Source organism: Bacillus sp. FAU18 (assembly GCF_056033885.1).
The window spans coordinates 1,840,207-1,863,142 of sequence record NZ_JBVYHZ010000003.1 but is presented as its reverse complement, the minus strand read 5'-3'; the positions used below and the strand labels follow the sequence as shown (position 1 = coordinate 1,863,142).

Annotated in this window: 28 protein-coding genes and 3 pseudogenes; 22 read left to right on the top strand and 9 right to left on the bottom strand. The window is 42.4% G+C overall.

The annotated features are described in order from the left end of the window. Nucleotides 1-73: 73 nt before the first annotated feature. The gene (locus AC0OMU_RS09950; RefSeq protein WP_015384144.1) at nucleotides 74-1,291 is read right to left on the bottom strand and encodes a DUF418 domain-containing protein; all 1,218 of its coding nucleotides are present in this window, start codon (nucleotides 1,289-1,291) and stop codon (nucleotides 74-76) included. 266 nt (nucleotides 1,292-1,557) lie between these two features. Here AC0OMU_RS09950 and yrkP point away from each other — a divergent pair. The 5 genes and pseudogenes from yrkP to AC0OMU_RS09925 form a co-directional block, all read left to right on the top strand. Continuing rightward, nucleotides 1,558-2,252 (top strand): annotated as a pseudogene (yrkP, locus tag AC0OMU_RS09945) (two-component response regulator YrkP). Then, nucleotides 2,239-3,537, top strand: a complete 1,299-nt coding sequence (gene yrkQ / locus AC0OMU_RS09940) for a two-component system sensor histidine kinase YrkQ (protein ID WP_015483453.1) — start codon at nucleotides 2,239-2,241, stop codon at nucleotides 3,535-3,537. The pseudogene yrkP and the gene yrkQ overlap by 14 nt, the downstream one beginning before the upstream one ends. Nucleotides 3,538-3,582: 45 nt before the next feature. Then, nucleotides 3,583-3,914 (top strand): annotated as a pseudogene (locus AC0OMU_RS09935) (phosphate-starvation-inducible PsiE family protein). Nucleotides 3,915-4,496: 582 nt separating this feature from the next. Beyond that, nucleotides 4,497-4,619 (top strand): hypothetical protein, encoded by a 123-nt coding sequence (locus tag AC0OMU_RS09930; protein ID WP_474241132.1) that lies wholly within the window; start codon nucleotides 4,497-4,499, stop codon nucleotides 4,617-4,619. After that, a pseudogene (locus AC0OMU_RS09925) lies at nucleotides 4,577-4,773 on the top strand (recombinase family protein); the annotation flags it as partial. The gene AC0OMU_RS09930 and the pseudogene AC0OMU_RS09925, both read left to right, overlap by 43 nt. Here the strand turns inward: AC0OMU_RS09925 and AC0OMU_RS09920 are convergent. After that, on the bottom strand, nucleotides 4,727-4,855 hold the full coding sequence (locus AC0OMU_RS09920) for a hypothetical protein (RefSeq protein ID WP_367147621.1): 129 nt from the start codon (nucleotides 4,853-4,855) through the stop codon (nucleotides 4,727-4,729). The pseudogene AC0OMU_RS09925 and the gene AC0OMU_RS09920 sit on opposite strands and share 47 nt — an antisense overlap. After that, a complete protein-coding gene (gene sigK / locus AC0OMU_RS09915) occupies nucleotides 4,855-5,583 on the bottom strand; it encodes an RNA polymerase sporulation sigma factor SigK (RefSeq protein ID WP_013308023.1) in 729 nt (242 codons plus the stop codon). Before sigK ends, AC0OMU_RS09920 begins: the two co-directional genes overlap by 1 nt. 195 nt (nucleotides 5,584-5,778) lie before the next feature. On the opposite strand from sigK, the gene nucB reads away from it, so the two are divergent. Then, complete coding sequence (gene nucB / locus AC0OMU_RS09910) at nucleotides 5,779-6,189, top strand: sporulation-specific Dnase NucB (RefSeq protein ID WP_009967785.1); 411 nt, start codon at nucleotides 5,779-5,781, stop codon at nucleotides 6,187-6,189. A 32-nt stretch (nucleotides 6,190-6,221) separates the two neighbouring features. Here nucB and AC0OMU_RS09905 read toward each other — a convergent pair whose 3' ends face one another. Continuing rightward, the gene (locus AC0OMU_RS09905; RefSeq protein ID WP_047182907.1) at nucleotides 6,222-6,944 is read right to left on the bottom strand and encodes a YqeB family protein; all 723 of its coding nucleotides are present in this window, start codon (nucleotides 6,942-6,944) and stop codon (nucleotides 6,222-6,224) included. A 251-nt stretch (nucleotides 6,945-7,195) separates the two neighbouring features. On the opposite strand from AC0OMU_RS09905, the gene gnd reads away from it, so the two are divergent. Beyond that, entirely contained in the window at nucleotides 7,196-8,089 is an 894-nt protein-coding gene (gene gnd, locus AC0OMU_RS09900; RefSeq protein ID WP_047182906.1) for a phosphogluconate dehydrogenase (NAD(+)-dependent, decarboxylating), read from the top strand. 18 nt (nucleotides 8,090-8,107) lie between these two features. Here the strand turns inward: gnd and AC0OMU_RS09895 are convergent, their stop codons facing one another. Beyond that, nucleotides 8,108-8,734, bottom strand: a complete 627-nt coding sequence (locus AC0OMU_RS09895; protein ID WP_063335457.1) for a TVP38/TMEM64 family protein — start codon at nucleotides 8,732-8,734, stop codon at nucleotides 8,108-8,110. Nucleotides 8,735-8,920: 186 nt separating this feature from the next. Here AC0OMU_RS09895 and cwlH point away from each other — a divergent pair, with 186 nt between their 5' ends. Then, nucleotides 8,921-9,673: an N-acetylmuramoyl-L-alanine amidase CwlH gene (gene cwlH, locus AC0OMU_RS09890; RefSeq protein WP_474241131.1), complete on the top strand. Its 753-nt coding sequence runs from the start codon at nucleotides 8,921-8,923 to the stop codon at nucleotides 9,671-9,673. Nucleotides 9,674-9,924: 251 nt separating this feature from the next. Next, nucleotides 9,925-10,656: an SGNH/GDSL hydrolase family protein gene (locus AC0OMU_RS09885; protein ID WP_047182903.1), complete on the top strand. Its 732-nt coding sequence runs from the start codon at nucleotides 9,925-9,927 to the stop codon at nucleotides 10,654-10,656. A gap of 305 nt (nucleotides 10,657-10,961) precedes the next feature. Here the strand turns inward: AC0OMU_RS09885 and sda are convergent, their stop codons facing one another. Beyond that, nucleotides 10,962-11,102 carry a sporulation histidine kinase inhibitor Sda gene (gene sda, locus AC0OMU_RS09880; RefSeq protein ID WP_003226124.1) on the bottom strand — a complete coding sequence of 47 codons (141 nt, stop codon included), beginning with the start codon at nucleotides 11,100-11,102 and terminating at the stop codon, nucleotides 10,962-10,964. 361 nt (nucleotides 11,103-11,463) lie between these two features. Here sda and AC0OMU_RS09875 point away from each other — a divergent pair, with 361 nt between their 5' ends. From AC0OMU_RS09875 to AC0OMU_RS09840, 8 genes are read left to right on the top strand one after another with little or no spacing between them, the layout of a single operon-like run. Further along, entirely contained in the window at nucleotides 11,464-11,982 is a 519-nt protein-coding gene (locus AC0OMU_RS09875; RefSeq protein WP_003226126.1) for a YqeG family HAD IIIA-type phosphatase, read from the top strand. Nucleotides 11,983-11,985: 3 nt separating this feature from the next. Beyond that, nucleotides 11,986-13,086, top strand: a complete 1,101-nt coding sequence (gene yqeH / locus AC0OMU_RS09870) for a ribosome biogenesis GTPase YqeH (RefSeq protein ID WP_474241130.1) — start codon at nucleotides 11,986-11,988, stop codon at nucleotides 13,084-13,086. 17 nt (nucleotides 13,087-13,103) lie between these two features. Further along, on the top strand, nucleotides 13,104-13,946 hold the full coding sequence (aroE, locus tag AC0OMU_RS09865) for a shikimate dehydrogenase (protein WP_015384136.1): 843 nt from the start codon (nucleotides 13,104-13,106) through the stop codon (nucleotides 13,944-13,946). Next, a complete protein-coding gene (gene yhbY, locus AC0OMU_RS09860; RefSeq protein ID WP_003226133.1) occupies nucleotides 13,940-14,230 on the top strand; it encodes a ribosome assembly RNA-binding protein YhbY in 291 nt (96 codons plus the stop codon). The genes aroE and yhbY overlap by 7 nt, the downstream gene beginning before the upstream one ends. Before the next feature lie 11 nt (nucleotides 14,231-14,241). Then, nucleotides 14,242-14,811, top strand: a complete 570-nt coding sequence (locus AC0OMU_RS09855; RefSeq protein ID WP_004398676.1) for a nicotinate-nucleotide adenylyltransferase — start codon at nucleotides 14,242-14,244, stop codon at nucleotides 14,809-14,811. Next, on the top strand, nucleotides 14,801-15,361 hold the full coding sequence (yqeK, locus tag AC0OMU_RS09850) for a bis(5'-nucleosyl)-tetraphosphatase (symmetrical) YqeK (RefSeq protein ID WP_474241129.1): 561 nt from the start codon (nucleotides 14,801-14,803) through the stop codon (nucleotides 15,359-15,361). The genes AC0OMU_RS09855 and yqeK overlap by 11 nt, the downstream gene beginning before the upstream one ends. A 17-nt stretch (nucleotides 15,362-15,378) precedes the next feature. Further along, entirely contained in the window at nucleotides 15,379-15,735 is a 357-nt protein-coding gene (rsfS, locus tag AC0OMU_RS09845; protein ID WP_474241128.1) for a ribosome silencing factor, read from the top strand. Beyond that, the gene (locus tag AC0OMU_RS09840; RefSeq protein WP_015384134.1) at nucleotides 15,732-16,475 is read left to right on the top strand and encodes a class I SAM-dependent DNA methyltransferase; all 744 of its coding nucleotides are present in this window, start codon (nucleotides 15,732-15,734) and stop codon (nucleotides 16,473-16,475) included. The genes rsfS and AC0OMU_RS09840 overlap by 4 nt, the downstream gene beginning before the upstream one ends. Before the next feature lie 65 nt (nucleotides 16,476-16,540). On the opposite strand, the gene comER is transcribed toward AC0OMU_RS09840, so the two are convergent. Beyond that, nucleotides 16,541-17,362, bottom strand: a complete 822-nt coding sequence (gene comER, locus AC0OMU_RS09835) for a late competence protein ComER (protein WP_063335455.1) — start codon at nucleotides 17,360-17,362, stop codon at nucleotides 16,541-16,543. 83 nt (nucleotides 17,363-17,445) lie between these two features. Between comER and comEA the strand changes: the two genes are divergently transcribed. The 3 genes from comEA (at nucleotide 17,446) to AC0OMU_RS09820 (ending at nucleotide 21,033) form a co-directional block, all read left to right on the top strand. Then, nucleotides 17,446-18,063, top strand: a complete 618-nt coding sequence (gene comEA, locus AC0OMU_RS09830) for a competence protein ComEA (protein ID WP_474241127.1) — start codon at nucleotides 17,446-17,448, stop codon at nucleotides 18,061-18,063. Nucleotides 18,064-18,129: 66 nt separating this feature from the next. Then, complete coding sequence (locus tag AC0OMU_RS09825; protein WP_003229978.1) at nucleotides 18,130-18,699, top strand: ComE operon protein 2; 570 nt, start codon at nucleotides 18,130-18,132, stop codon at nucleotides 18,697-18,699. A 3-nt stretch (nucleotides 18,700-18,702) separates the two neighbouring features. Continuing rightward, on the top strand, nucleotides 18,703-21,033 hold the full coding sequence (locus AC0OMU_RS09820; RefSeq protein WP_474241126.1) for a DNA internalization-related competence protein ComEC/Rec2: 2,331 nt from the start codon (nucleotides 18,703-18,705) through the stop codon (nucleotides 21,031-21,033). 39 nt (nucleotides 21,034-21,072) lie between these two features. Here the strand turns inward: AC0OMU_RS09820 and AC0OMU_RS09815 are convergent, their stop codons facing one another. Beyond that, nucleotides 21,073-21,207, bottom strand: coding sequence for a YqzM family protein (locus AC0OMU_RS09815; protein ID WP_003229983.1), 135 nt, complete (start codon nucleotides 21,205-21,207; stop codon nucleotides 21,073-21,075). A gap of 40 nt (nucleotides 21,208-21,247) precedes the next feature. Here AC0OMU_RS09815 and AC0OMU_RS09810 point away from each other — a divergent pair, with 40 nt between their 5' ends. Continuing rightward, on the top strand, nucleotides 21,248-21,397 hold the full coding sequence (locus AC0OMU_RS09810; protein WP_003229985.1) for a hypothetical protein: 150 nt from the start codon (nucleotides 21,248-21,250) through the stop codon (nucleotides 21,395-21,397). Between the two features lie 39 nt (nucleotides 21,398-21,436). Then, nucleotides 21,437-22,480 (top strand): DNA polymerase III subunit delta, encoded by a 1,044-nt coding sequence (holA, locus tag AC0OMU_RS09805; protein WP_029317888.1) that lies wholly within the window; start codon nucleotides 21,437-21,439, stop codon nucleotides 22,478-22,480. A gap of 14 nt (nucleotides 22,481-22,494) precedes the next feature. Here the strand turns inward: holA and rpsT are convergent, their stop codons facing one another. Next, a complete protein-coding gene (rpsT, locus tag AC0OMU_RS09800) occupies nucleotides 22,495-22,761 on the bottom strand; it encodes a 30S ribosomal protein S20 (RefSeq protein WP_003229989.1) in 267 nt (88 codons plus the stop codon). Between the last annotated feature and the right edge of the window lie 175 nt (nucleotides 22,762-22,936).

The window sequence follows — 22,936 nt, the reverse complement described above, 5'->3', positions numbered from 1 at the left end:
TATATCAAATCTGTCCGTTTAATGCCCGCTCCATTCAACAACACTAATTTGACATGCAATCTGTGCAAGGGGGTTATTTCTGAATAGATTTTTCCGAATGCAGCGGAGTTGCTTTAGGACTCCCGTTTACTTTGCCGTACGTCAGCTTGCGCCATACTAATTCCATCGGACCGTACCTAAACCGTTTCAACCACAATGTACTAAAGCTCATAAGCACGAAGTACACGGCCAGACTGAACATGAACGTGCCGGCGGATTGAATATGATCCGCAAGCCCGAATCCGTACCTGAGGAACAGAACTGTTCCAATGATAGAGTGAAGCAGATAACAGGTCAATGACATCCGTCCGACTTTGGTGAATATCATCATAGGGCCTCGCAACTGAGGAACGTATAGAAACAGCATTGCAAAAGTGCTCATATAAAACATACTTCCGGTTAAGCCGCCATTTTGACCCAAGACAGAGGAAATGTCCTTCCACAGCATATTCTCAGAAAGATTAAACATGTCTAGTAATATACTGCTTTGTGTTATTAGAAAAGCGATTGTGCTAATGATCCAGATACGCTTCCATATAGGCTTTTTCGCTTCCATGTCTTTGAAAAATTCCATCTTAACAAAGTACACGCCCAGCAGAAACATGAGAAACATGGAATAGATCATAGAGAAAGAGCCAGCAGCCATCGTGACCATATCTGTCCACCGAGTGCTGATGGATTCCATGTAGGTAAGGCTGCTGTGGCTAAACAAAGTAAACTCTGAAAAATTCGGGTTTTTTGACCCTGCAGTATTGATGACATTGTACAACATTGTGAAAACAGGAGTCAGGAATTGAAGCACGATAAGTGCGATAATCCATCTAAGCACCGTTTTGGCCGTGCGTTTATAGAAGGCGAGTAACAGGAAGCCACTTACGGCGTAAAAGGCCAATATGTCACCGACCCAAACAAATGTGATGTGCAAAATGCCAAATCCCAACAGGATAGATAACCTGCGGGCAAACAGCTTGTTGGGACTATCTACCTTCTGCGCGGCTCGATCCATAAAGATCATAAACCCGACTCCGAACAGGAAGGAGAATAACGTAACGAATTTCCCTTCGGCAAACCAGGAAACCAGCTTATGCAGTACGTCATTGGAGGCCATTTCGAATCCCTTTACTGAATCTACGATCAGAAAATAATTGACAATAATAATGCCAAGCAAGGCAAATCCGCGTACGATGTCCAGAAAATGAACCCGTTCCCGCAGACTCACCGGTTGCCCGCGTCCTTCTTTTTGTACAATCATATCAATACTCCTTTCCCATTTATCACGGCAATGTGTAGTGCGGATCTGAAAAACTTGAGTCTTACAATGGATAAATATAAAGACCGAATCTTAACAATTTATGAAGAGTCATCATTTTTTTTAAAAATGTGACAAATTTGTGGCGAGCATCAACTTTCATAAATTGTTAAGATTTACGTAGTATCTTATAACGTACTTATTACTATGAACGATATATAGTAAGGACACACGAGAAATAACAACAAGAATCATGAGGTGAGAGAGACATGACCCATCAAATATTAGTCGTAGAGGATGATGAGGATATTGGTGATCTTTTGGAGGAATCCCTTACACGTGCAGGCTACGAGGTGCTAAGAGCCAAGGATGGAAAGCGAGCATTGCAACTTGTGAATGACTCGCTTGATTTGGTTATTTTGGATATTATGATGCCAGGCATTTCGGGAATTGAAACATGTCAGCACATCAGGAAATCCTCTAACGTCCCGATTCTGTTTCTGACGGCCAGATCGAGTACACTCGATAAAACTGAGGGATTACTCGCCGGCGGCGATGATTATATGACTAAACCATTCTCGGAAGAGGAACTTCACGCTAGAGTGATTGCTCAATTACGCAGATATACTATCTATCAGGAAAAGAAGGAACAGGAAGAAACATTCTTATCGGGGGCAAACTAAGAGTGAGCGAAGAATTTAATGAGGTGTGGAAAGAGGAGAAGCAAATCAAGTTGTCAGATCTGGAGTATCGTATCCTGAAACTTCTGATGAGCAAACGCAACAAAATATTTTCTGCCCAAAATATATATGAGAGTGTGTGGGGACAGCCTTACTTTTACTGTTCCAACAATACGGTGATGGTGCATATTCGGAAGCTGCGCTCCAAAATTGAGGATGATCCGGCACGTCCGGTTTATATAAAAACTGAATGGGGAAGAGGATATCGATTTGGTGCATCGTAAATTTACGCTAACTAAAAAACTGGCTTTGCTGATCGTGGTTGCTGCGATTGTGAGTGGTGTGATCTTTCTGACGTTGCAAAAGATCACAGATGACCTGATCGAGGGATATCTGAGTTCGGAAGAGTATTATCACGAGGAGTCAGCAAGATACATTCAAAAATTCAGCAAGTACGTTTCAGAAAATGAGTTGTCTACATCAGATAGAAAAGCGTTTGGCGAGTGGGTCAAAAAAGAAAATTACATTAACCTCACCATATTCAAGGATCAGGAGCTGCAATATGATTCTATTTATTCCGAATCGGATTATGGAAAGGAAAAGCTGACTCAGTACGCTCAAAATCATTCACATCCTGTCAAGTTTAGCGATGGTGAAGGACGAGTCATTATCGACGGTTTCTACTCTTCACGATATTATGATCTGGCCTTCGCATTGGATTTGCTTGGGGCAACCCTCATCTTTTTAATCATTGTTCTCTTCGGAATTCGCCAAAGTCTTCGCTACCTTAAAACGATTCACCAAGAGATTCATATTCTTGAAGGGGGCGAACTGGACTACGAGATGACGATAAAAGGGCATGATGAATTAGCGATGATTGCAAAGAGCATTGAGGATCTGCGGAAAGCTTTCCTGGATAAACTTAAAGCTATCGAGGAATTGCAAGCTGAGAGCCGCAGCCTGGTTACCGAAATGTCGCACGATATGCGCACACCGCTGACGTCGCTGATCATGAATCTGGAGTTTGCCAAAAAAGAGGGAGGCGAAGCGGGTACTAGTAAAGATCGGTATGTAGCCAATGCTTATGGTAAAGCACTGCAATTAAAAAGCTTGTCTGACAATCTGTTTGCGTATTTCCTGCTGGACAAGGAATATGAGGCCGATCTGGAGACCGTTGCAGTGAAAGAAGTGATCTACGATCTAATATCAGATCAGATTGCTATCCTTCATCAGGAGCATTTTCGGGTCCATATTTCAGGCGAGCTGCCGGAAACCTATATTAACGTGAATTTGGAGGAGCTTGGTCGTGTATTTGATAATGTGATGTCAAACTTATTGAAATACGCAGATCCGGAAGAAGAAATCAGCATCACGTTTGTATCGGATCAAGAGATATTTGAGATCCATGTTAGCAATACGATTAAACTTGCAGATATAACACCGGAAAGCAACGGACTCGGTGAAAGAAGCATTGCGCGAATGATGTCCCGCATGCAGGGACAGTTTCACAGTATACAAAAGAATTCTAAGTACTACATTGTGCTACGATTTTGGAACACCAAGATGTAGGCTGAGAATAAAAACCACGAATATATTGAAATAGGAGACAACATGATGAGATTTTCTAACAAATTCAAAAAGGTGCCTTACCTGTTACAAGCGCTTCTCAATGTCTGTCTGTTCTTCCTGGCGTTAGCCTTAAGCGCACTTCTGATCAGCGAGACTTGGTACATTGTGCTATTCGTATACAAGTCACTGTTCAACAAAGTGGACAGCTATTTTTTCCGCTTCGCTACTTCATTTATATTGGCATCACAGCTGTCATTCGTTTGATTATCATCGATCATGATCAGGCGATCTCAACGTTCTGGTGGGCGATGGCCATTCTTGCAATGATTTGTGGATTCTTTATTGCCAATAGACGAAATTCTGTTGTTGAACATTAATAAATTAGTTCGCTTTATGCCGATACGCCGCCGAAATGTCCTAATTGTGAAAGGGAACTGGTACAGATTTTTATAAGTCTATCTGTTTAATGTCAGCTCAGAAATCTGTAGTGGATCAAATTGAATCGTGGTTGTAAGTGGATATCTGAATGTATTTATTGGCTGCTTTAACAGACATGTCCCGATGAAATAGCATTAACTGTCTGGAGATGAAAATCGCTTCTTTATTTTACAAGGAAGAGGTTAAAATCTTAATAAATAAGATGATAAAGTTAGGATGGACGTTTATTGGTTTTTGTCACCATTTTTTTCAAAATTGATATAAACGTATAGAAATGATAACAAATAAATATAGAGTGTGTAATGAAAATAAGCTTTCATAACCAATGAGCTAGATTTACTATATTGAGGGCCCAGTGATATAGAAAACAGATCGATGGTTCAAACCATCGGTTTTTTTATTTGTTTTCATACTCATTGAAAATCACCTCATTAGGACAAACACTTATTACATAGCATTACCCAAGGGGTGATGCATTTTATGAGATAATAATCATCGAGGGACCGCAAGCTGACAAATGCATGAACGATTGCTATCATTATTTAATAAAACTTTATAGGAAGGAGATCCAGGGGGATAGCAATATACCGAGGAACAAGCGATCAAGGGATCGAGCATCGACAGCCAGATCGAGGCCTGCATAAAGAAAGCAGGGACTAAGGATGTGCTGAAGTATGCCGATGAAGGATTTTCTGTGGAGCTTTTAGAACGTCCGGCTTTGAATGCTTGAGGGAGGATGCAGGCAAAGGATTTATAAGTCAAGACATTTGTTGCGATCCTGCCTGTCTTTCTCGGAGAGCTTATCAGCGATGAAAAAAATGATTTTCATAACTCTTTCAAATAGAGAAAGCCGGAATATGAGATCCGGCCTCTTCTGCATTATTTCCCCTTCGCCTTCTTCCGCTTTTCCTTCTCAGCCCGATAAAACTCATGAAACATCTTCATCAGCGCCCGCTTTTCAATCCGCGATACATAGCTGCGTGAGATACCGAGTTCTTTGGCAATCTCTCGCTGCGTTTTTTCCTTCTTCAAATCAAGTCCAAACCGCCCGACAATCACTTCCTTCTCACGGTCATCTAAAATGTCAATGTATTGTTTCACTTTTTCAAGCTCCATATTGAGCTGGATCGTATCTATCACGTCTTCGTTTTCTGATTTCAAAACGTCAATCAGGCTTATTTCATTCCCTTCCTTATCCTGCCCGATTGGATCGTGAAGGGAGACGTCTTTTTTTGTTTTTTTCAATGCGCGCAAATGCATGAGGATTTCATTTTCAATACACCTCGCAGCATACGTCGCCAGCTTTGTCCCTTTACCAGCGGAATAGCTTTCAATTCCTTTTATCAGCCCGATCGTTCCGATGGAGATTAAGTCCTCTGCATCCTCACCTGTATTTTCAAATTTTTTCACAATATGGGCGACCAAGCGAAGATTATGCTCAATCAGCATGTTTCTGGCATGTTCATCCCCTTTAGCCATGAGCTCTAAGTATTTTTTTTCCTCGCTGCTTGAGAGCGGTTGTGGAAAGGCATTGTTTTTCACGTAAGATACTAAAAAGACAAGCTCTTTAACAACAAAGCCGAGCGCTGCGAAAACACCTGTCACCATCGTCACCTCCACAAAAGTATGTAGGCAAAAGCCTATATGTAAATGTATGTGACCGGGAGGCTGTCTGTGTCTGTACCGGGAAATTTCTCGCGGGGGAGTCCGGCTTTGGTAAGCAGCATACGAACTTCAAATGTTAAAAATATTCTTCATCAAGCGCCCATACATTGAAATGAACAAAGGTATGGGGGGATGGGAATGAAAAAATGGATGGCAGGCCTGTTTCTTGCTGCAGCAGTTCTTCTTTGTTTAATGGTTCCTCAACAGATCCAAGGCGCATCTTCGTATGACAAAGTGTTATATTTTCCGCTGTCTCGTTATCCGGAAACCGGCAGTCATATTAGAGATGCGATTGCAGAGGGACATCCAGATATTTGTACCATTGACAGAGATGGAGCAGACAAAAGGCGGGAGGAATCTTTAAAGGGAATCCCGACCAAGCCGGGCTATGACCGGGATGAGTGGCCGATGGCGGTCTGTGAGGAAGGCGGCGCAGGGGCTGATGTCCGATATGTGACGCCTTCTGATAATCGCGGCGCCGGCTCGTGGGTAGGGAATCAAATGAGCAGCTATCCTGACGGCACCAGAGTGCTGTTTATTGTGCAGTAGTAGAGAAGAGGCTCTTTCTTGAGCCTCTGTTGTTACAATCCTTCGCCGTGCTGAATTTTCGGGGGATAGGGTTCTGCTTTTCGCCAATATTGGCGTGTGCCTTCGTCCCGTACAACGATGCCCAGCTGTGCCAGTTCGAGACGGAATTCTTCAATATCGTCTTTTTCTTCGTCCTGCAGCGCTTTGTGACGAGTTTTTAATAAGGCATGGGCGCCTTGTGATAGGTCTGGTGCATCAGGAATCCATCGGCGAAATTGATCTTTAAACGGATCACCATCTGTTGCCCATTCGTAATGATGCTGTCTAAAGGCCTTCTCAACGTTTACTGGTTTTTCATCAATTTCTTCCCGTACCAATTCATATCCGGCTGTTCCCAGGAGGACAAGCCGTTTGTGATCCATAAATACAAGAGCGATGTCATCGGAATGAATTGTTTGCACTTTTTTTCCTTTGATGAATTCCACTGTGTGATCTGTAATTTTGACAGACAGCAGCATTGCAATAACAGAATGAGCGAACCAAATCCCCGCACACATACCGAGAAGAGCAGTGATAAATGCAGCTGTAGATCCCTGAAAAGAGGTAATGAGCCGAAGCGGTCCTTCAAGAGGGATCCAGGGGAGGGATAATGCCCATTTCGCAATCTGCGGGATAAAATACCCGATTGCAAAACCGATGATTGCAAGTGCAGCGTATAAAAAGAATACAGCGGTTTTCGTAACTCCAATAAGAGTATGAGATTGATTCTGCAACATGTCACCTTCTTTTTACTGAGAAAATCGAATTCCTTCCCATATTTTAACTTAAACTGATGGTAAATCAAGGATGAAGTGATAATTATGGATATAAAGAGATTCAGTAATAGAACTGGCAGGCGCAGTCGGTCATGAAAAATAAAATTTACATGCGTAGACGATGTAAGCCCCATTTGTTTTCTGCGTATCACAATACAATCCAAAGGGAACATAAAGAGTAAAGGCTTTTTAGACAATCAGGAGGAACAGATATGAAAATCGGATTAATCGGCTTAGGGAAAATGGGCATAAACATAGGAAAGCAATTCATTGACCGCAATCATCAAGCGGTTGGATATGATGTAAATCAAGCGGCTGTTGATGAACTGAAAGCATACGGGGCTGAGGGGACAACGAATCTTAAAGAGTTAATTTCTTTATTAGACCCGCCGCGTATCCTATGGGTTATGGTACCGCATAGCATTGTCGATGCTGTTTTGCGTGATGTATCACCTTTATTAAGTAAAGGCGATATGATTATCGAAGCTGGAAACTCTCATTATAAAGAATCAATTCGCCGCTACAATCAAATGAAAGAAGCGGGTATCCATTATCTCGATGCCGGAACGTCAGGCGGAATGGAAGGCGCACGGCATGGAGCCTGTTTTATGGTGGGGGGCGATCATGAAGCATGGGAGATTGTGGAACCGCTTTTTCGTGATACTGCCGTCGAAAATGGTTATTTATACGCTGGTGAAGCGGGAAGCGGACATTTTTTAAAAATGATCCATAATGGAATTGAGTATGGAATGATGGCCGCGATTGGTGAAGGATTCGAAGTGCTTGAAAACAGCCAATTTGATTTTGACTACGAGAAGGTTGCCAGAGTGTGGAATCATGGTTCTGTCATTCGTTCTTGGCTTATGGGACTGACTGAGCGAGCTTTCGCTAAGGATGCGAAACTGGATCAGATCAAGGGCATTATGCATTCCTCAGGTGAAGGAAAATGGACGGTGGAAACCGCGCTTGATCTGCAGACGGCAACTCCGGTCATCGCCATGTCACTGATGATGAGATACCGTTCTTTAACAGACGATACGTTTACAGGAAAGGTGGTCGCTGCGCTTCGAAATGAATTTGGAGGCCATGCGACAGAAAAAAAGTAAGGGGGCCAACAAGCCTCCTTACTTTTTTGGCACCTTCAGAAGATGAGGGAACTTTTTATAAATGACCACCATGATGATCAGAATATATGCACCGTAAATGCTGATAGACAATAATTTATTGCTGGTGAAATTGGCACCTGCAATAGTGACAACAACAATATTGGGGATTTTCCCTATTAAAGACGCAAAGAAAAAAACATGCCAGCGAACCTGGCTCAGCCCGCAGATCACGTTCATTACAAGTGAAGGTATGACAGGTATCAGCCTTCCTAATAAAACAGCGGTAAAAGCGTTTTTGTTGAAGGAAGCCTCGTAGCTTTGTATGGCAGGATAGGCCTGAACTTTTTTTCTGGCCCAATCTCTAAAACTGTACCTGGCGAGAAAAAACAGCAATATTGTACCAAGCATTGAGCCGGTCAGTGTAATCCAAATTCCATTTGCAGTCCCGAACACTGCGCCGTTTAAAGCAGCAACCAAAGCAAACGGCACTATTGGGAAAAAAACATCGGCAGCAATCAGCAGCATACTAAATAAAACGGAAAACATCCCTCCTGCTTTGATTGCATCAAGCCAAGCTTCTTTCTGAAAAAAACCGACTGCAATGATAGCAATAATCACAAGTATACCTATTCCTTTTTTTAACATGTCTATGGTCACTCCCAACTTAGGTGATGTCAGGAGCCAAAACCTCCGTCATCTAAATTAGTATAACTGTTGCCATTTCAGCGGTTCAACTGAAAACCAGGTTAAGAACACAATTCTTTTTTACCTCAAAAAAAAGGCTGTCCATCTCTCTGTTTTCTGCATTCTTAATAATAGGGAGGGATAGAAATGGTAACCATAAAAAAGGATTATATACCGCTATCAAATGATAATCGTCCTGGCTATTCGATGACGCCTGCTTATATTACGGTGCATAATACAGCGAATACAGCAAAAGGCGCTGATGCGAAAATGCACGCCAATTTTGTGAAAAACCCGAGCACATCCGAAAGCTGGCATTTTACAGTTGACGATTCAGTCATTTATCAGCATCTCCCGATAGATGAAAACGGCTGGCATGCGGGAGACGGTACAAACGGGACAGGAAATCGCAAATCGATCGGGATTGAAATCTGCGAAAATGCTGATGGCGATTTTGAAAAAGCAACATCAAATGCCCAGTGGCTGATCAGAAAGCTGATGAAGGAAAACAATATTCCGTTAAATCGTGTTGTTCCCCACAAAAAATGGTCTGGGAAAGAATGTCCGCGGAAACTCTTGGACCACTGGAACTCTTTTATAAACGGAATTTCTTCCTCGGATACACCTCCAAAAGAATCTTCACCATCATATCCTCTGCCGTCTGGGGTTATAAAGCTCACTTCGCCTTATCGAAAGGGCACAAACATTCTCCAGCTGCAAAAGGCTTTAGCTGCACTTCACTTTTACCCTGATAAGGGAGCCAAAAACAATGGCATAGATGGAGTTTACGGACCGAAAACAGCGAATGCCGTCAAGCGTTTTCAGCTCATGAACGGATTAAATGCAGACGGGATTTATGGGCCAAAAACAAAGGCCAGGCTTAAATCGAAGTTAAAGTAAATGCAGGATTTAACGGATAACCTGTTTCCAGTGCGGATTCAGGTTATTTTCTTTTCTTTGGTTTGTGTGTTTTTCAGATTGGAAAGAAGGGAATTTTAAAAAATCATCAGCTGCGCCGCAATGAAAGCAGAATGATATTCACTGAGGGGGACACGTTAACTATAGGAAAAAACAGTGATAGCGAAAAACTCTTCATTGAACGAAGAGAAACAGAGGTATAACATTAAGGTGAGGCTTTTGGGGGTGTAAAGATGAAACATTTTATCATCCTTTTCCTTCTGCTGTTCGTTACAGCAGGATGCGAGGGAAGGGGATACGAAGATGTTGTAGCATTTGGTGACAGCAATACGCGTGGTTCTAACTGGGATTATCGCGATTATCCAAAAGCACAGCAGTGGGTCAATATATTAAAAACAGCTGAGCGCGGTAACCTTGATATACTCAATGCGGGAATCGGCGGACAGACGACAGAGGATGCCCGTCTCCGATTTCAGACAGATGTGCTGGATCAAAAACCGAAGTATTTGTTTATTATGTTCGGCACCAATGACGCTGCCATACTGACTGAGGGGAAACCGAGAGTGTCGAAGCAGCGTTTTAGAGAAAATCTAATTTATTTTATTGAAGAAAGCAGAAAACACGGGATCAAGCCAATCTTAATGACGTGTATCCCAATTATAGAAGGTAATGGGAAGCATCATCTGTTTTACTATTCCAGATATCAAGCAGCTGCTTTTGAACCAAAAGGCGGAGCAAGGAAATGGCACAACTCATATAACGATATTACAAGAGATGTGTCGAAGCGCCTGGATGTCCCTCTTGTAGACAACTGGAAGCATTTTATAGAAGCAGACGGCGGAAAAGCAACTGATGAAGCGCTTATCCAATCTGGTCTTATAGATCCTTCTGGAAATCATATGACACCTAAAGGGGCAAGGATTGTATATGAAGGAATACAAGATGGGCAGATTCTGCAGCGTTGAGCCGGACAACCGCCTAGTCCGATTTATTTCTCCTACATAGGCTGTTATCAAACCTTATTAAGGAGGCGCTTCACATGTATGGCGCAGGCAGAGCATATGGATACGCTTTTATTGTTGTTTTAGTTGTTGTTCTCCTGGTTGTGGGCGGCATATACTGGTTAGCATAATAACCGGCCCTTTAAAACACCTCTTTTTAGGGGTGTTTTTTGCTGAAAATAGTAGTAAAGCGCGCAGCCAAAGTGATATAATATCAGTCATCTGAGTAAAAAAAGGAAATACGCCCGGAAAAAATAGACAAATTCCTATTAAGAAGATACGGAAATAATATGTCCGAGCGATCTTCTTTTTATTTCGTTTTCAATTAACTCGATAAAGTCACGGTTTAAATTCATTTCGGTGGCTTTGAAATAAGATTCTATTAGTAATTCATCAGACAGTTTTCTCATGCTAGGAACCCAATTAATGGGAGAGGCACCTCCTTAAAAGTTGGAATCATTCATGATTTTAACGCATACAATGATAAGTTGCGTTCATCTGAGGTTGAAGTTATCTTTAATCTACCATGAAATGCATATAAGAACAATCGTTCTGTTATCCACACCAAAAAGTGGATAACTTGTGAGTATCGTGTTTATAATTTGTCTAAAGAGTGATGTAATAAGAGTGGATAGTGTGTGTAAATTTATCCACACCTGGTGAAGAAACCCAATTTTTGTCGAAATTTTTTTGCTCAGTTTTTCTTTAGGCGCAAGTTCGATTTTTTTCGACAATCATTTTGAGAGAAAGAAAAAGGGAAGGGTGCGGGTTTTGTTAAAAAAGTTTTTTTTACCTGACGAGTTTGTAAAAAATATTTTTCATATTACACCTGAGAAATTAAAGGAACGAAATGTAAAAGGAATTATTACTGACCTGGATAATACGCTTGTTGAATGGGACAGACCAAACGCGACACCGCGATTGATCGAGTGGTTTGAAGAAATGAAGGAACACGGCATTAAAGTGACAATTGTCTCTAATAATAATGAAAGAAGAGTGAAACTTTTCTCAGAACCGCTTGGAATCCCATTCATCTATAAAGCAAGAAAACCGATGGGTAAAGCCTTTAATAGAGCGGTGCGCAATATGGAGCTAAAAAAAGAGGACTGCGTTGTCATCGGAGACCAGCTGCTGACCGATGTACTCGGGGGAAACCGAAACGGCTACCATACGATTTTGGTCGTGCCAGTCGCTTCCTCTGACGGATTCATTACGCGCTTTAACCGCCAGGTCGAACGCAGAATACTGAGTGCTCTCAAACGAAAAGGGCACATTCAGTGGGAGGAGTAAGAAATGGAAAAGGTTGTTTGTATCGGGTGCGGAGTTACGATCCAAACCGAGGACAAAACAGGTTTGGGGTACGCGCCGCCTGCATCACTTACGAAAGAAAATGTGATTTGCCAGCGTTGCTTCAGACTGAAAAACTATAATGAAATACAAGATGTCTCCTTAACTGATGATGATTTTTTAAACATTCTTCACGGTATTGGAGAAACGGACTCTCTTGTCGTAAAAATTGTTGATATTTTTGATTTTAACGGCAGCTGGATTAATGGGATGCAGCGCTTGGTGGGGGGAAACCCTATCTTATTAGTTGGCAATAAAGCGGATATTTTGCCTAAGTCACTGAAAAGAGAGCGTCTGATCCAATGGATGAAGCGTGAAGCGAAAGAGCTTGGCTTAAAACCGGTTGACGTATTTTTGGTCAGTGCGGGACGCGGCCAGGGAATCAGAGAAGTAATTGACGCGATTGAGCATTACCGCAACGGAAAAGACGTCTATGTTGTCGGATGTACAAATGTAGGAAAGTCAACCTTTATTAACCGGATTATTAAAGAAGTGTCAGGTGAAGAAGATATTATTACAACATCCCAATTTCCTGGCACAACCCTTGATGCGATTGAAATCCCGCTGGATGACGGTTCATCGCTTTATGATACACCGGGAATTATCAACAACCATCAAATGGCGCATTATGTCAATAAAAAGGATCTGAAAATATTATCTCCTAAAAAGGAGCTGAAGCCTCGCACATTCCAGCTTAATGATCAGCAAACACTGTATTTTGGCGGACTTGCAAGGTTTGATTATGTGTCTGGGGAAAGATCTCCTTTTATTTGCTATATGCCGAATGAGCTGATGATTCATAGAACAAAACTTGAAAATGCAGACGCGCTTTATGAAAAGCATGCAGGGGAATTGCTCACACCTCCGGGTAAAGATGAAATGGATGAGTTTCCGGAATTGGTCGCCCATACGTTTACGATAAAAGACAAAAAGACAGATATTGTTTTCTCTGGGTTAGGCTGGGTTACTGTCCATGACGCCGATAAAAAGGTAACTGCATACGCGCCAAAAGGCGTTCATGTATTTGTTCGGCGTTCATTAATTTAAGAAAAGGGGAGAGGAGTATGAAAAAGCTGTACGGGGTTATCGGAAATCCGATTGGCCATTCTATGTCACCTGATATTCATAACGCATCATTGAAAGACCTCGGGCTTGACGGACATTATCATGCCTTCAAGGTAGAAGAGAATGATCTGGAGAATGCGGTAAAAGGAATAAGAGCTCTAGGCGTACAAGGAATCAATGTGACTGTTCCGCACAAGGTTTCCATTATGGATTATCTGGATCATATTGATGAGAGTGCAAAAGTGCTCGGTGCCGTAAACACGGTCAGAAGAGAGGGAGATAAGCTTGTCGGATACAATACCGATGGGGAAGGCTTCGTGAAGTCATTAATGAAGGTATTAGACAAGCCCATCTCTGAACTGTCATTCTTAATGATCGGCGCTGGCGGAGCGGCGAGAGCCATTTTTACAACAATTGTCCGAAATACCCCGAAAAAATTTGATATTTGCAACCGGACGTTAGAAAAAGCAAAGCGGCTTACAGAAGCTACTCCCTCGTTTCACAATAAAGAAGTATTAAGCATAAAAGAAGCAGAAGAACGTCTTGAGCAGTATGATGTTATCATCCATACAACGTCTGTGGGCATGTATCCGAACGTGGACGATGTGCCGCTTTCATTACAGCGTGCCGCGAGCAGTGCCGTCGTATGTGATATCGTGTATAATCCAATACAGACGGCCCTTTTAAAAGAAGCAAGCCAAAAAGGCTTGAAAACACTTGACGGTGTGGGCATGTTTGTTGAACAGGCAGCATTGTCTTTCCAATTGTGGACTGGACAAGAGCCTGATATTGAAAAAATGAGATCCATTGTAATAGGAAAATTAGGAGGAACAGAATGTTAACAGGTAAACAAAAACGTTTTTTGCGTTCAAAAGCGCATCATTTAACGCCGATTTTTCAAGTAGGTAAAGGCGGAGTAAACGACAACATGATTAAACAAATTGCTGAGGCGCTTGAAGCGAGAGAGCTGATTAAAGTCAGCGTGCTTCAGAATTGCGAAGAGGATAAAAACGATGTAGCGGAAGCTCTTGTAAAAGGAAGCCGCTCTCAATTGGTGCAGACAATCGGCAATACGATTGTGTTATATAAGGAATCAAAGGAAAATAAACAAATCGAGCTTCCTTAAAGGTGGTTGAAATGAAGAAAATCGGAATTTTCGGAGGCACGTTTGACCCTCCGCATAATGGTCACCTTTTAATGGCGAATGAGGTGCTGTACCAAGCGGGGCTTGATGAAATTTGGTTTATGCCTAATCAAATTCCGCCGCATAAACAGAACGAAGACTATACCGACAGCTTTCATCGCGTGGAAATGCTAAAGCTTGCAATTCAATCTAATCCGTCCTTTAAGCTGGAGCTTGTTGAAATGGAAAGAGAAGGGCCATCATATACCTTTGATACCGTTTCTTTACTGAAGCAGCGTTATCCAAATGATCAGCTGTTCTTTATTATCGGTGCTGATATGATTGAATATTTGCCGAAATGGTATAAGCTGGACGAGCTGCTGAACCTCATTCAATTTATTGGAGTAAAGCGCCCCGGTTTTCATGTTGAAACCCCTTATCCGCTTCTCTTTGCAGACGTTCCGGAATTTGAGGTATCATCAACTATGATAAGGGAACGGTTTAAAAGCAAGAAGCCCACTGACTACTTAATCCCTGATAAAGTGAAGAAGTATGTAGAGGAGAATGGTTTATATGAATCGTGAGGAGGCACTTGCATGCGTGAAGCAGCAATTGACCGAACACCGATATATCCATACGATTGGCGTGATGAACACGGCGATCGAACTTGCGGAGCGTTTTGGAGCAGATTCTAAAAAAGCGGAAACAGCGGCGATCTTTCATGATTACGCCAAATTCCGCCCGAAAGAAGAAATGAAACAAATTATTGCGCGCGAAAAAATGCCTGCGCATTTATTGGATCATAATCCGGAGCTCTGGCACGCTCCGGTCGGCGCTTATTTGGTCCAAAGAGAGGCAGGGGTTCAAGATGAAGACATTCTTGACGCCATTAGGTATCATACCTCAGGGCGTCCCGGCATGTCACTTTTAGAAAAAGTCATTTACGTTGCCGATTACATTGAGCCAAACCGGGCATTTCCCGGTGTCGATGAGGTGCGTAAGCTTGCTGAGACAGATTTGAATCAAGCGCTGATTCAGTCCATTAAAAATACAATGGTTTTTCTTATGAAAAAAAATCAACCGGTTTTTCCAGACACATTTTTAACGTATAACTGGCTTGTGTCTGGCAGCTGAACAGGAGGAATTTGTGAATGAATCATAAGTCCATTTTAAAGATCGCAGCTGCGGCTTGCGACGATAAACGGGCAGAGGATATTTTAGCACTGGATATGGAAGGTATTTCTCTGATTGCTGATTATTTTCTGATCTGCCACGGAAATTCAGATAAACAGGTACAGGCGATTGCCCGTGAAATCAAGGATCAAGCTGATGAAAACGGCATTCAAGTCAAAAAGATGGAAGGCTTTGATGAAGCAAGATGGGTTCTCGTTGATCTAGGCGATGTGATTGTCCATGTCTTCCACAAGGACGAAAGAAGCTACTACAACCTTGAAAAACTGTGGGGAGACGCTCCGCTCGCAGATCTTGACCTTGGAATGAATCAATGATTTATCAAGGCTTTGCAAGCGTGTATGACGAGTTAATGTCACACGCGCCTTACGATCAATGGACAAAATGGATTGAAGCATCTCTCCCGGAAAAAGGCCGTATTCTCGATCTGGCATGCGGCACGGGGGAAATCTCCATCCGGCTTGCCGAAAAAGGCTTCGAGGTTACAGGCATCGATCTCAGCGAAGAGATGCTTTCTTTCGCCCAGCAAAAGGTATCGAGTAGCCAGCCTATTTTATTTCTTCAGCAGGATATGAGAGAGATTACCGGCTTTGACGGTCAATTTGACGCTGTTGTGATATGCTGTGACTCATTAAATTATTTAAAAACAAAAAATGATGTGATCGAAACCTTTAAAAGTGTATTTCGGGTATTAAAGCCTGAAGGCATTTTGCTGTTTGATGTTCATTCATCTTATAAAATTGCGGAAGTCTTTCCGGATAGCACATTTGCTGACCAGGACGAAGATATCAGCTATATTTGGCAGAGCTTTGCCGGAAGTGACGAGCTTTCTGTCATTCATGATATGTCGTTTTTTGTGTGGAACGGAGAAGCGTATGATCGTTTTGATGAGACACACGAGCAAAGAACGTTCCCGGTGGAAGAGTACGAAGAAATGCTTAAGAACTGCGGCTTTCAGCTCCATCGCGTGACAGCTGATTTTACGGATACCGAGCCATCAGCACAATCAGAACGCCTATTTTTCAAGGCACAGAAATCAAAAACCATCGTTTCCTAAAACGATGGTTTTTTAAAATGCTTTTTTATGCTTTTGCAGTACAGACGAAAGTATGACATACTCGTCTACACATGAAACTGCTTTTTCACTGCGGAAATATCCTCCTCGTACTTCATATGAGTATTTTGAAATACCCGGTGAAACATATCCTGTACACCGCTTTCCAGCGCTTTAATGCCTTCTCCTGTTACACCGCCTTTAACGCAAACCTTTTCCTGTAATGCAGGCAGGGTATACAATTCGGTTTCTAACAGTTTTCCCATTCCGACAAGCATTTCCTTACACATCAAAATCGCGTCCTGTTTAGACACTGATGTTTCCGAAACAGCTGCATCTATAAACCGCTGAATCAGATAGCTCATAAAAGCGGGGCCGCAGCTTACGATGTCTGATGCAACCCTCGTGATGTCACTTTCAATTTGCAGCGGATGAGAGATATGCTGCATCAGCTCATTGATTTTCGTTTTTGCAGATTCGCCGCAGCTTGTGCCGAACGTGACGAGAGAAACACCTGCCAGCGCTCTGTTCGTAATACTTGGGATTACTCGAGCCACTTGACACGGCACATATTGTTCGAGCTGTTCGGTTTGAACGGGGCTTGTAATTGAAATGAGAATATGATCTTTTCTTAAATAAGGTAACGCTCTTGCCAGTAAAGGATATATATCAAGCGGCTTAACACAAATAAAAATCATCTCGTTCTCAGAAACGAGCTTTTCGAGACTTTCGGTAACGTTTATGCTGTTGTAGCGGTTTTTTATGTGCAACGCTTTTTCAATTGTGCGGTTTGTGATTGTTATGTTTGAGGGATCGGCCGCTTTTGATTCAATAAATGATTCGATAAGGATCGTACCCATATTTCCTGTGCCGATAAAGCCTATCTTCAATGGTTTCCCCTCCTTTGAGCTATTATCCTCTAAACCATATGTGTTATGAAAATAAAATATGACGAAAGCGGGGAACATGCACGATGAATTGGTTGAATCAGCATAAGAAAGCAATTATTTTAGCGGCTTCTGCGGCTGTTTTCACAGCGATTATGATCTTTCTGGCCACAGGGAAAAATAAAGACCTGGTGAAGCAAGCTATACCAACAGAGACAGAAAATACAGTGGTAAAGCAGGAAGCAAACAACGACGAGTCAAGCGAAACAATTGTGATAGACATCAAAGGTGCTGTTCAGCATCCTGGCGTTTATGAAATGCGAACAGGGGACAGAGTATCTCAGGCAATTGAGAAAGCGGGCGGGACCAGTGAACAAGCAGACGAAGCGCAAGTAAATTTGGCGGAGATTTTGCAGGACGGGACAGTGGTGTACATCCCGAAAAAGGGAGAGGAAACAGCAGTGCAGCAAGGTGGCGGAGGGTCTGTCCAAAGCGATGGAGGGAAGGGAGCGCTGGTGAATATCAATACAGCAACCTTAGAGGAGTTACAAGGCATCTCAGGGGTGGGGCCATCCAAAGCTGAAGCTATTATTGCATACCGGGAAGAAAACGGGCGTTTCCAAACAATTGAAGATATCACTAAGGTTTCAGGAATAGGTGAAAAGTCATTTGAGAAAATAAAGTCCTCCATTACAGTAAAGTGATTTGACGGTCATGCATTATGATAGGTAAACTAAAGGTCAGGCAACACAACATTTGGAGGGAACAACGTGGAACGAATTTCATGGAATCAATACTTTATGGCTCAGAGCCATTTATTGGCGCTGCGCAGCACATGTCCGAGATTATCTGTCGGCGCTACTATAGTCAGAGACAAACGCATGATAGCAGGAGGCTACAACGGGTCAATCGCGGGCGGTGTACATTGTGCAGATGAAGGATGCTTAATGATAGATGATCATTGCGCAAGAACGATTCACGCTGAAATGAATGCGATTCTTCAATGCTCTAAGTTTGGGGTGCCGACTGATGGAGCTGAGATTTATGTGACGCATTATCCGTGCATTCAATGCTGCAAATCTATTATTCAAGCTGGTATCAAAACGGTTTATTATGCTGAGGATTACAAAACACATCCGTATGCGCAGGAATTATTTGAACAGGCGGGTGTAACTGTTGAACAGGTTGAACTCGATGAAATGATCGTTGATCTGAAAAACAGAGAAAAGCTTTCATTTGTAGCGGGTCTTATAGGGAAATTGGCCGATGCCGGTTTAGCGGAGGAAGAATTGAAAAAGATACATGAACAGGCGAATACACTTTTCACGAGCTACGTGTGATGAATGCGTAATTCGCGATTGTTATTGCCTATGGCGGCAGCTTCAGCAACGGCTGGAATTACTGCCGCCGCTTATTTCCCCGCTATTTTTCTTTTCATCCTCTTTCTCCTCATCATTTTAATCAAAACGAGGCACGCTTTTCTTATTATTGTTTGTTTCTTCTCTTTTATATTGTTTTTTGTACTGTATGCAGTCACAGATTCTCAGAATGTCTCTTCCTATCGGCAGGGAACTTATCAATTCAAGGCAGTGATTGACAATATTCCTAAAATTGACGGCGACCGTATGTCTATGATGGTTGAGACACCTGATAAGGAAAAATGGGCTGCTGCGTATCGCATTCAGTCTGCTGGTGAAAAAGAACAGCTGTTATACATAGAACCAGGAATGTCATGTGAGTTGACTGGTACATTGGAAGAACCGAATCACGCAACTGTGCCGGGTGCATTTGATTATAACGAGTATCTTTATCGGCAGCATATTCATTGGAACTACTCTGTCACGTCTATCCAAAACTGCAGCGAACCTGAAAATTTCAAGTACAAGGTGCTCAGCTTGAGAAAACATATCATATCATTCACAAACAGCCTTCTGCCTCCTGATTCGGCAGGGATTGTACAGGCACTTACAGTTGGTGACAAATTTTATGTGGAAGATGAAGTGCTTACTGCGTATCAAAAGCTTGGTGTTGTCCATCTCTTGGCAATATCAGGGCTCCACGTGGGGATTTTGACAGCAGGTTTGTTTTATATCATGATACGCCTTGGTATAACAAGAGAAAAGGCGTCAATTCTGTTGCTGTTATTTCTGCCGCTCTATGTGATGTTGACCGGCGCTGCTCCTTCAGTGCTACGCGCCGCTCTCATGTCGGGTGTTTACTTAGCTGGAAGCCTTGTCAAATGGCGTGTCCACTCTGCAACTGCAATTTGCCTTTCATACATCGTCCTTCTGCTCTTCAATCCTTATCATCTCTTTGAAGCCGGTTTTCAGCTATCGTTCGCCGTCAGTTTTTCTTTAATTCTATCCTCTTCTATTTTTCAGCAGGTTAAAACCTCCTTGGGGCAGCTGACAATTGTATCACTCATCGCTCAGCTGGGCTCGCTTCCGATTCTCCTATATCATTTTCATCAGTTTTCTATCATCAGCGTACCGATGAATATGTTGATGGTACCATTTTATACCTTCTGTATTTTGCCGGAAGCTGTAGCAGGTGTTCTTCTATTAAGTCTTTCCGCTTCGTTTGGGAGATTGTTTTTCAGCTGGTTTGATTTATTGATAAGCTGGACCAATAGGCTAATCACAAACATTGCAGATGTTGATGTATTCACGATTATGATCGCACATCCTGCACCTGTTTTGCTTTTTTTATTCACGGTCACGATCCTCCTATTGCTTATGGCGATTGAAAAACGCTCCTTGTCGCAGTTGATGGTAACTGGAGGCATTTGCTGCACGGTGCTGTTTCTGCTCTTTATATATCCGTGTCTTAGTTCCGAAGGAGAAGTGGATATGATAGATATTGGACAGGGTGACAGCATGTTTGTAGGTGCTCCGCATCAGCGGGGTCGTGTCTTAATTGATACCGGCGGCACTTTGTCTTACTCGTCAGAGCCTTGGCGCGAAAAACAGCATCCGTTTTTACTGGGGGAAAAGGTGCTGATTCCGTTTTTAACTGCTAAGGGAATCAAACAGCTTGACGCTTTAATTCTGACGCACGCTGACCAAGATCATATCGGAGAGGCGGAGACTCTGCTGAAGTATCATAAAGTAAAGCGCCTCGTGATTCCGAAAGGGTTCGTTTCTGAACCTAAAGATGAGAAAGTGCTGCAGACAGCCAGAGAAGAGGGAGTGACAATTGAAGAGGTGAAGCGAGGCGATGTATTGCAAATAAAGGATTTGCAGTTCCATGTACTGTCACCTGAAGCACCTGATCCGGCAAGCAAAAATAATTCCTCTCTCGTTCTGTGGATGGAGACGGGCGGTATGAGCTGGATCTTGACGGGTGATCTGGAGAAAGAAGGGGAACAGGAGGTGATGGACGTGTTTCCAAATATTAAAGCAGATGTCTTAAAGGTGGGGCACCATGGGAGCAAAGGCTCTACCGGTGAAGAATTCATCCAACAGCTTCAGCCGGAAACGGCCATTATCTCAGCTGGGAAAAACAATCGGTACCATCATCCTCATCAAGAAGTTCTGCAACTATTACAGAGACATTCTATCCGCGTGCTGCGAACAGATCAAAACGGAACGATCCAATATAGATACAAAAACAGAGGTGGAACCTTTTCTGTCTATCCTCCATATGATACATCAGATATAACAGAGACGAACTAAAAAAGACTGCCGAGAAATCAGCAGCCCGGGCAGTCGCTGTTATGAACCAACTAGGTGAATAACCGTTGCCATGACAAACAAGAAGGCGAAAAATCCGAAGGACACAACAAAACCAACAGCTGAATCTACAGCATCATTTCGTTTGCTTTGAACGTTTTTTTCAAAATCATTCAACTTTATCCCTCCTGACTGATTTAAGTATAATGGAATTGTTTTGAAAAATCTAGAAGCTAAGGTAACGTTTTCTGTTCTGGTGATTATCGCCTTTTTACAAGCTGTCCCGGGGGCTTGCGAACAGGCGTTTAATATAAATGGGGAAGCAGCAGTCAGGCTTCCTCTTTACTATTTTGCAAACTCAATTTAGGATAGAAGGGGATGATGAAAGAGAGGAAGTCGTACAACAATGGTATTTGATGTGTGGAAAAGCCTGAAAAAAGGAGATGTCCATCCGGTTTATTGTTTATACGGAAAAGAGACATATCTGCTGCAAGAAACCGTCAGCAGGATCAGACAGACGGTCGTTGATCAGGAGACAAAGGATTTCAATCTGTCCGTTTTTGATCTGGAAGAGGACCCGCTGGATCAAGCAATTGCAGATGCTGAAACGTTTCCGTTTATGGGGGAGCGGCGTCTTGTCATTGTGAAAAATCCATATTTTTTAACAGGTGAAAAGAAAAAAGAAAAAATTGAGCACAACGTCAGTGCGCTTGAATCATATATACAATCACCTGCGCCTTACACAGTCTTTGTCCTGCTTGCTCCGTATGAAAAGCTTGATGAGCGGAAAAAGCTGACGAAAGCGTTAAAGAAGCACGCGTTTATGATGGAGGCGAAGGAATTAAACGCAAAGGAAACGACGGACTTTACTGTCAACCTTGCAAAAACAGAGCAGAAAACAATCGGCACGGAAGCGGCGGAGCATTTGGTTCTGCTTGTGAACGGGCATCTGTCATCGATTTTTCAGGAGATTCAAAAGCTCTGCACGTTTATTGGAGATCGTGAAGAAATTACGCTGGATGATGTGAAAATGCTTGTTGCTAGAAGCCTTGAACAAAATATTTTTGAGCTGATCAATAAAATCGTCAACAGAAAACGAACAGAGAGTCTGCAAATTTTTTATGATTTGCTTAAACAAAATGAAGAACCGATCAAAATTATGGCGCTGATTTCGAACCAGTTCCGGCTGATTCTGCAGACAAAGTACTTCGCGGAACAGGGATACGGACAAAAACAAATCGCTTCTAATCTAAAAGTTCACCCATTTCGGGTAAAGCTGGCGATGGATCAAGCAAGGCTTTTTTCAGAGGAGGAGCTCCGTTCAATTATTGAACAGCTTGCCGTCATGGACTATGAGATGAAAACCGGGAAAAAGGACAAGCAGCTCCTGCTCGAACTGTTCCTTTTACAGCTGTTAAAAAGAAATGAAAAAAACGATCCCCATTATTGAGGATCGTTTTTATATTATGCAGAAAGTCCGTTCACTTTTTTCGCTAGTCTTGATTTGTATCGAGCTGCGGTATTTTTGTGTACAAGACCTGTTTTCACTGCTTTATCAATACGTTTAGCTGCTTCAGTAAGAGCAGTTTTCGCTTTGTCAGCTTCGTTGTTGGCAACAGAAGCTTCAACTTGTTTGATTGCAGTACGCATAGCAGATTTGATTGTCGCGTTATGAACGCGGCGTTCGTTGTTTGTTTTTGTACGTTTAATCGCTGATTTAATGTTTGGCATGTGTTTCACCTCCTAAGATACAACCTGTAGCACAGTGTCTTAAGGTTAAATCTTCTTCACAATAGAACAAATTGTATTCTATCAAACACACCTTTAGATTGCAATATAAATGTAAAGTATTTTTCATTGAAGGTTCTCTTTTTAGCATGATTCATTCAGCAAATGGCAACAATAT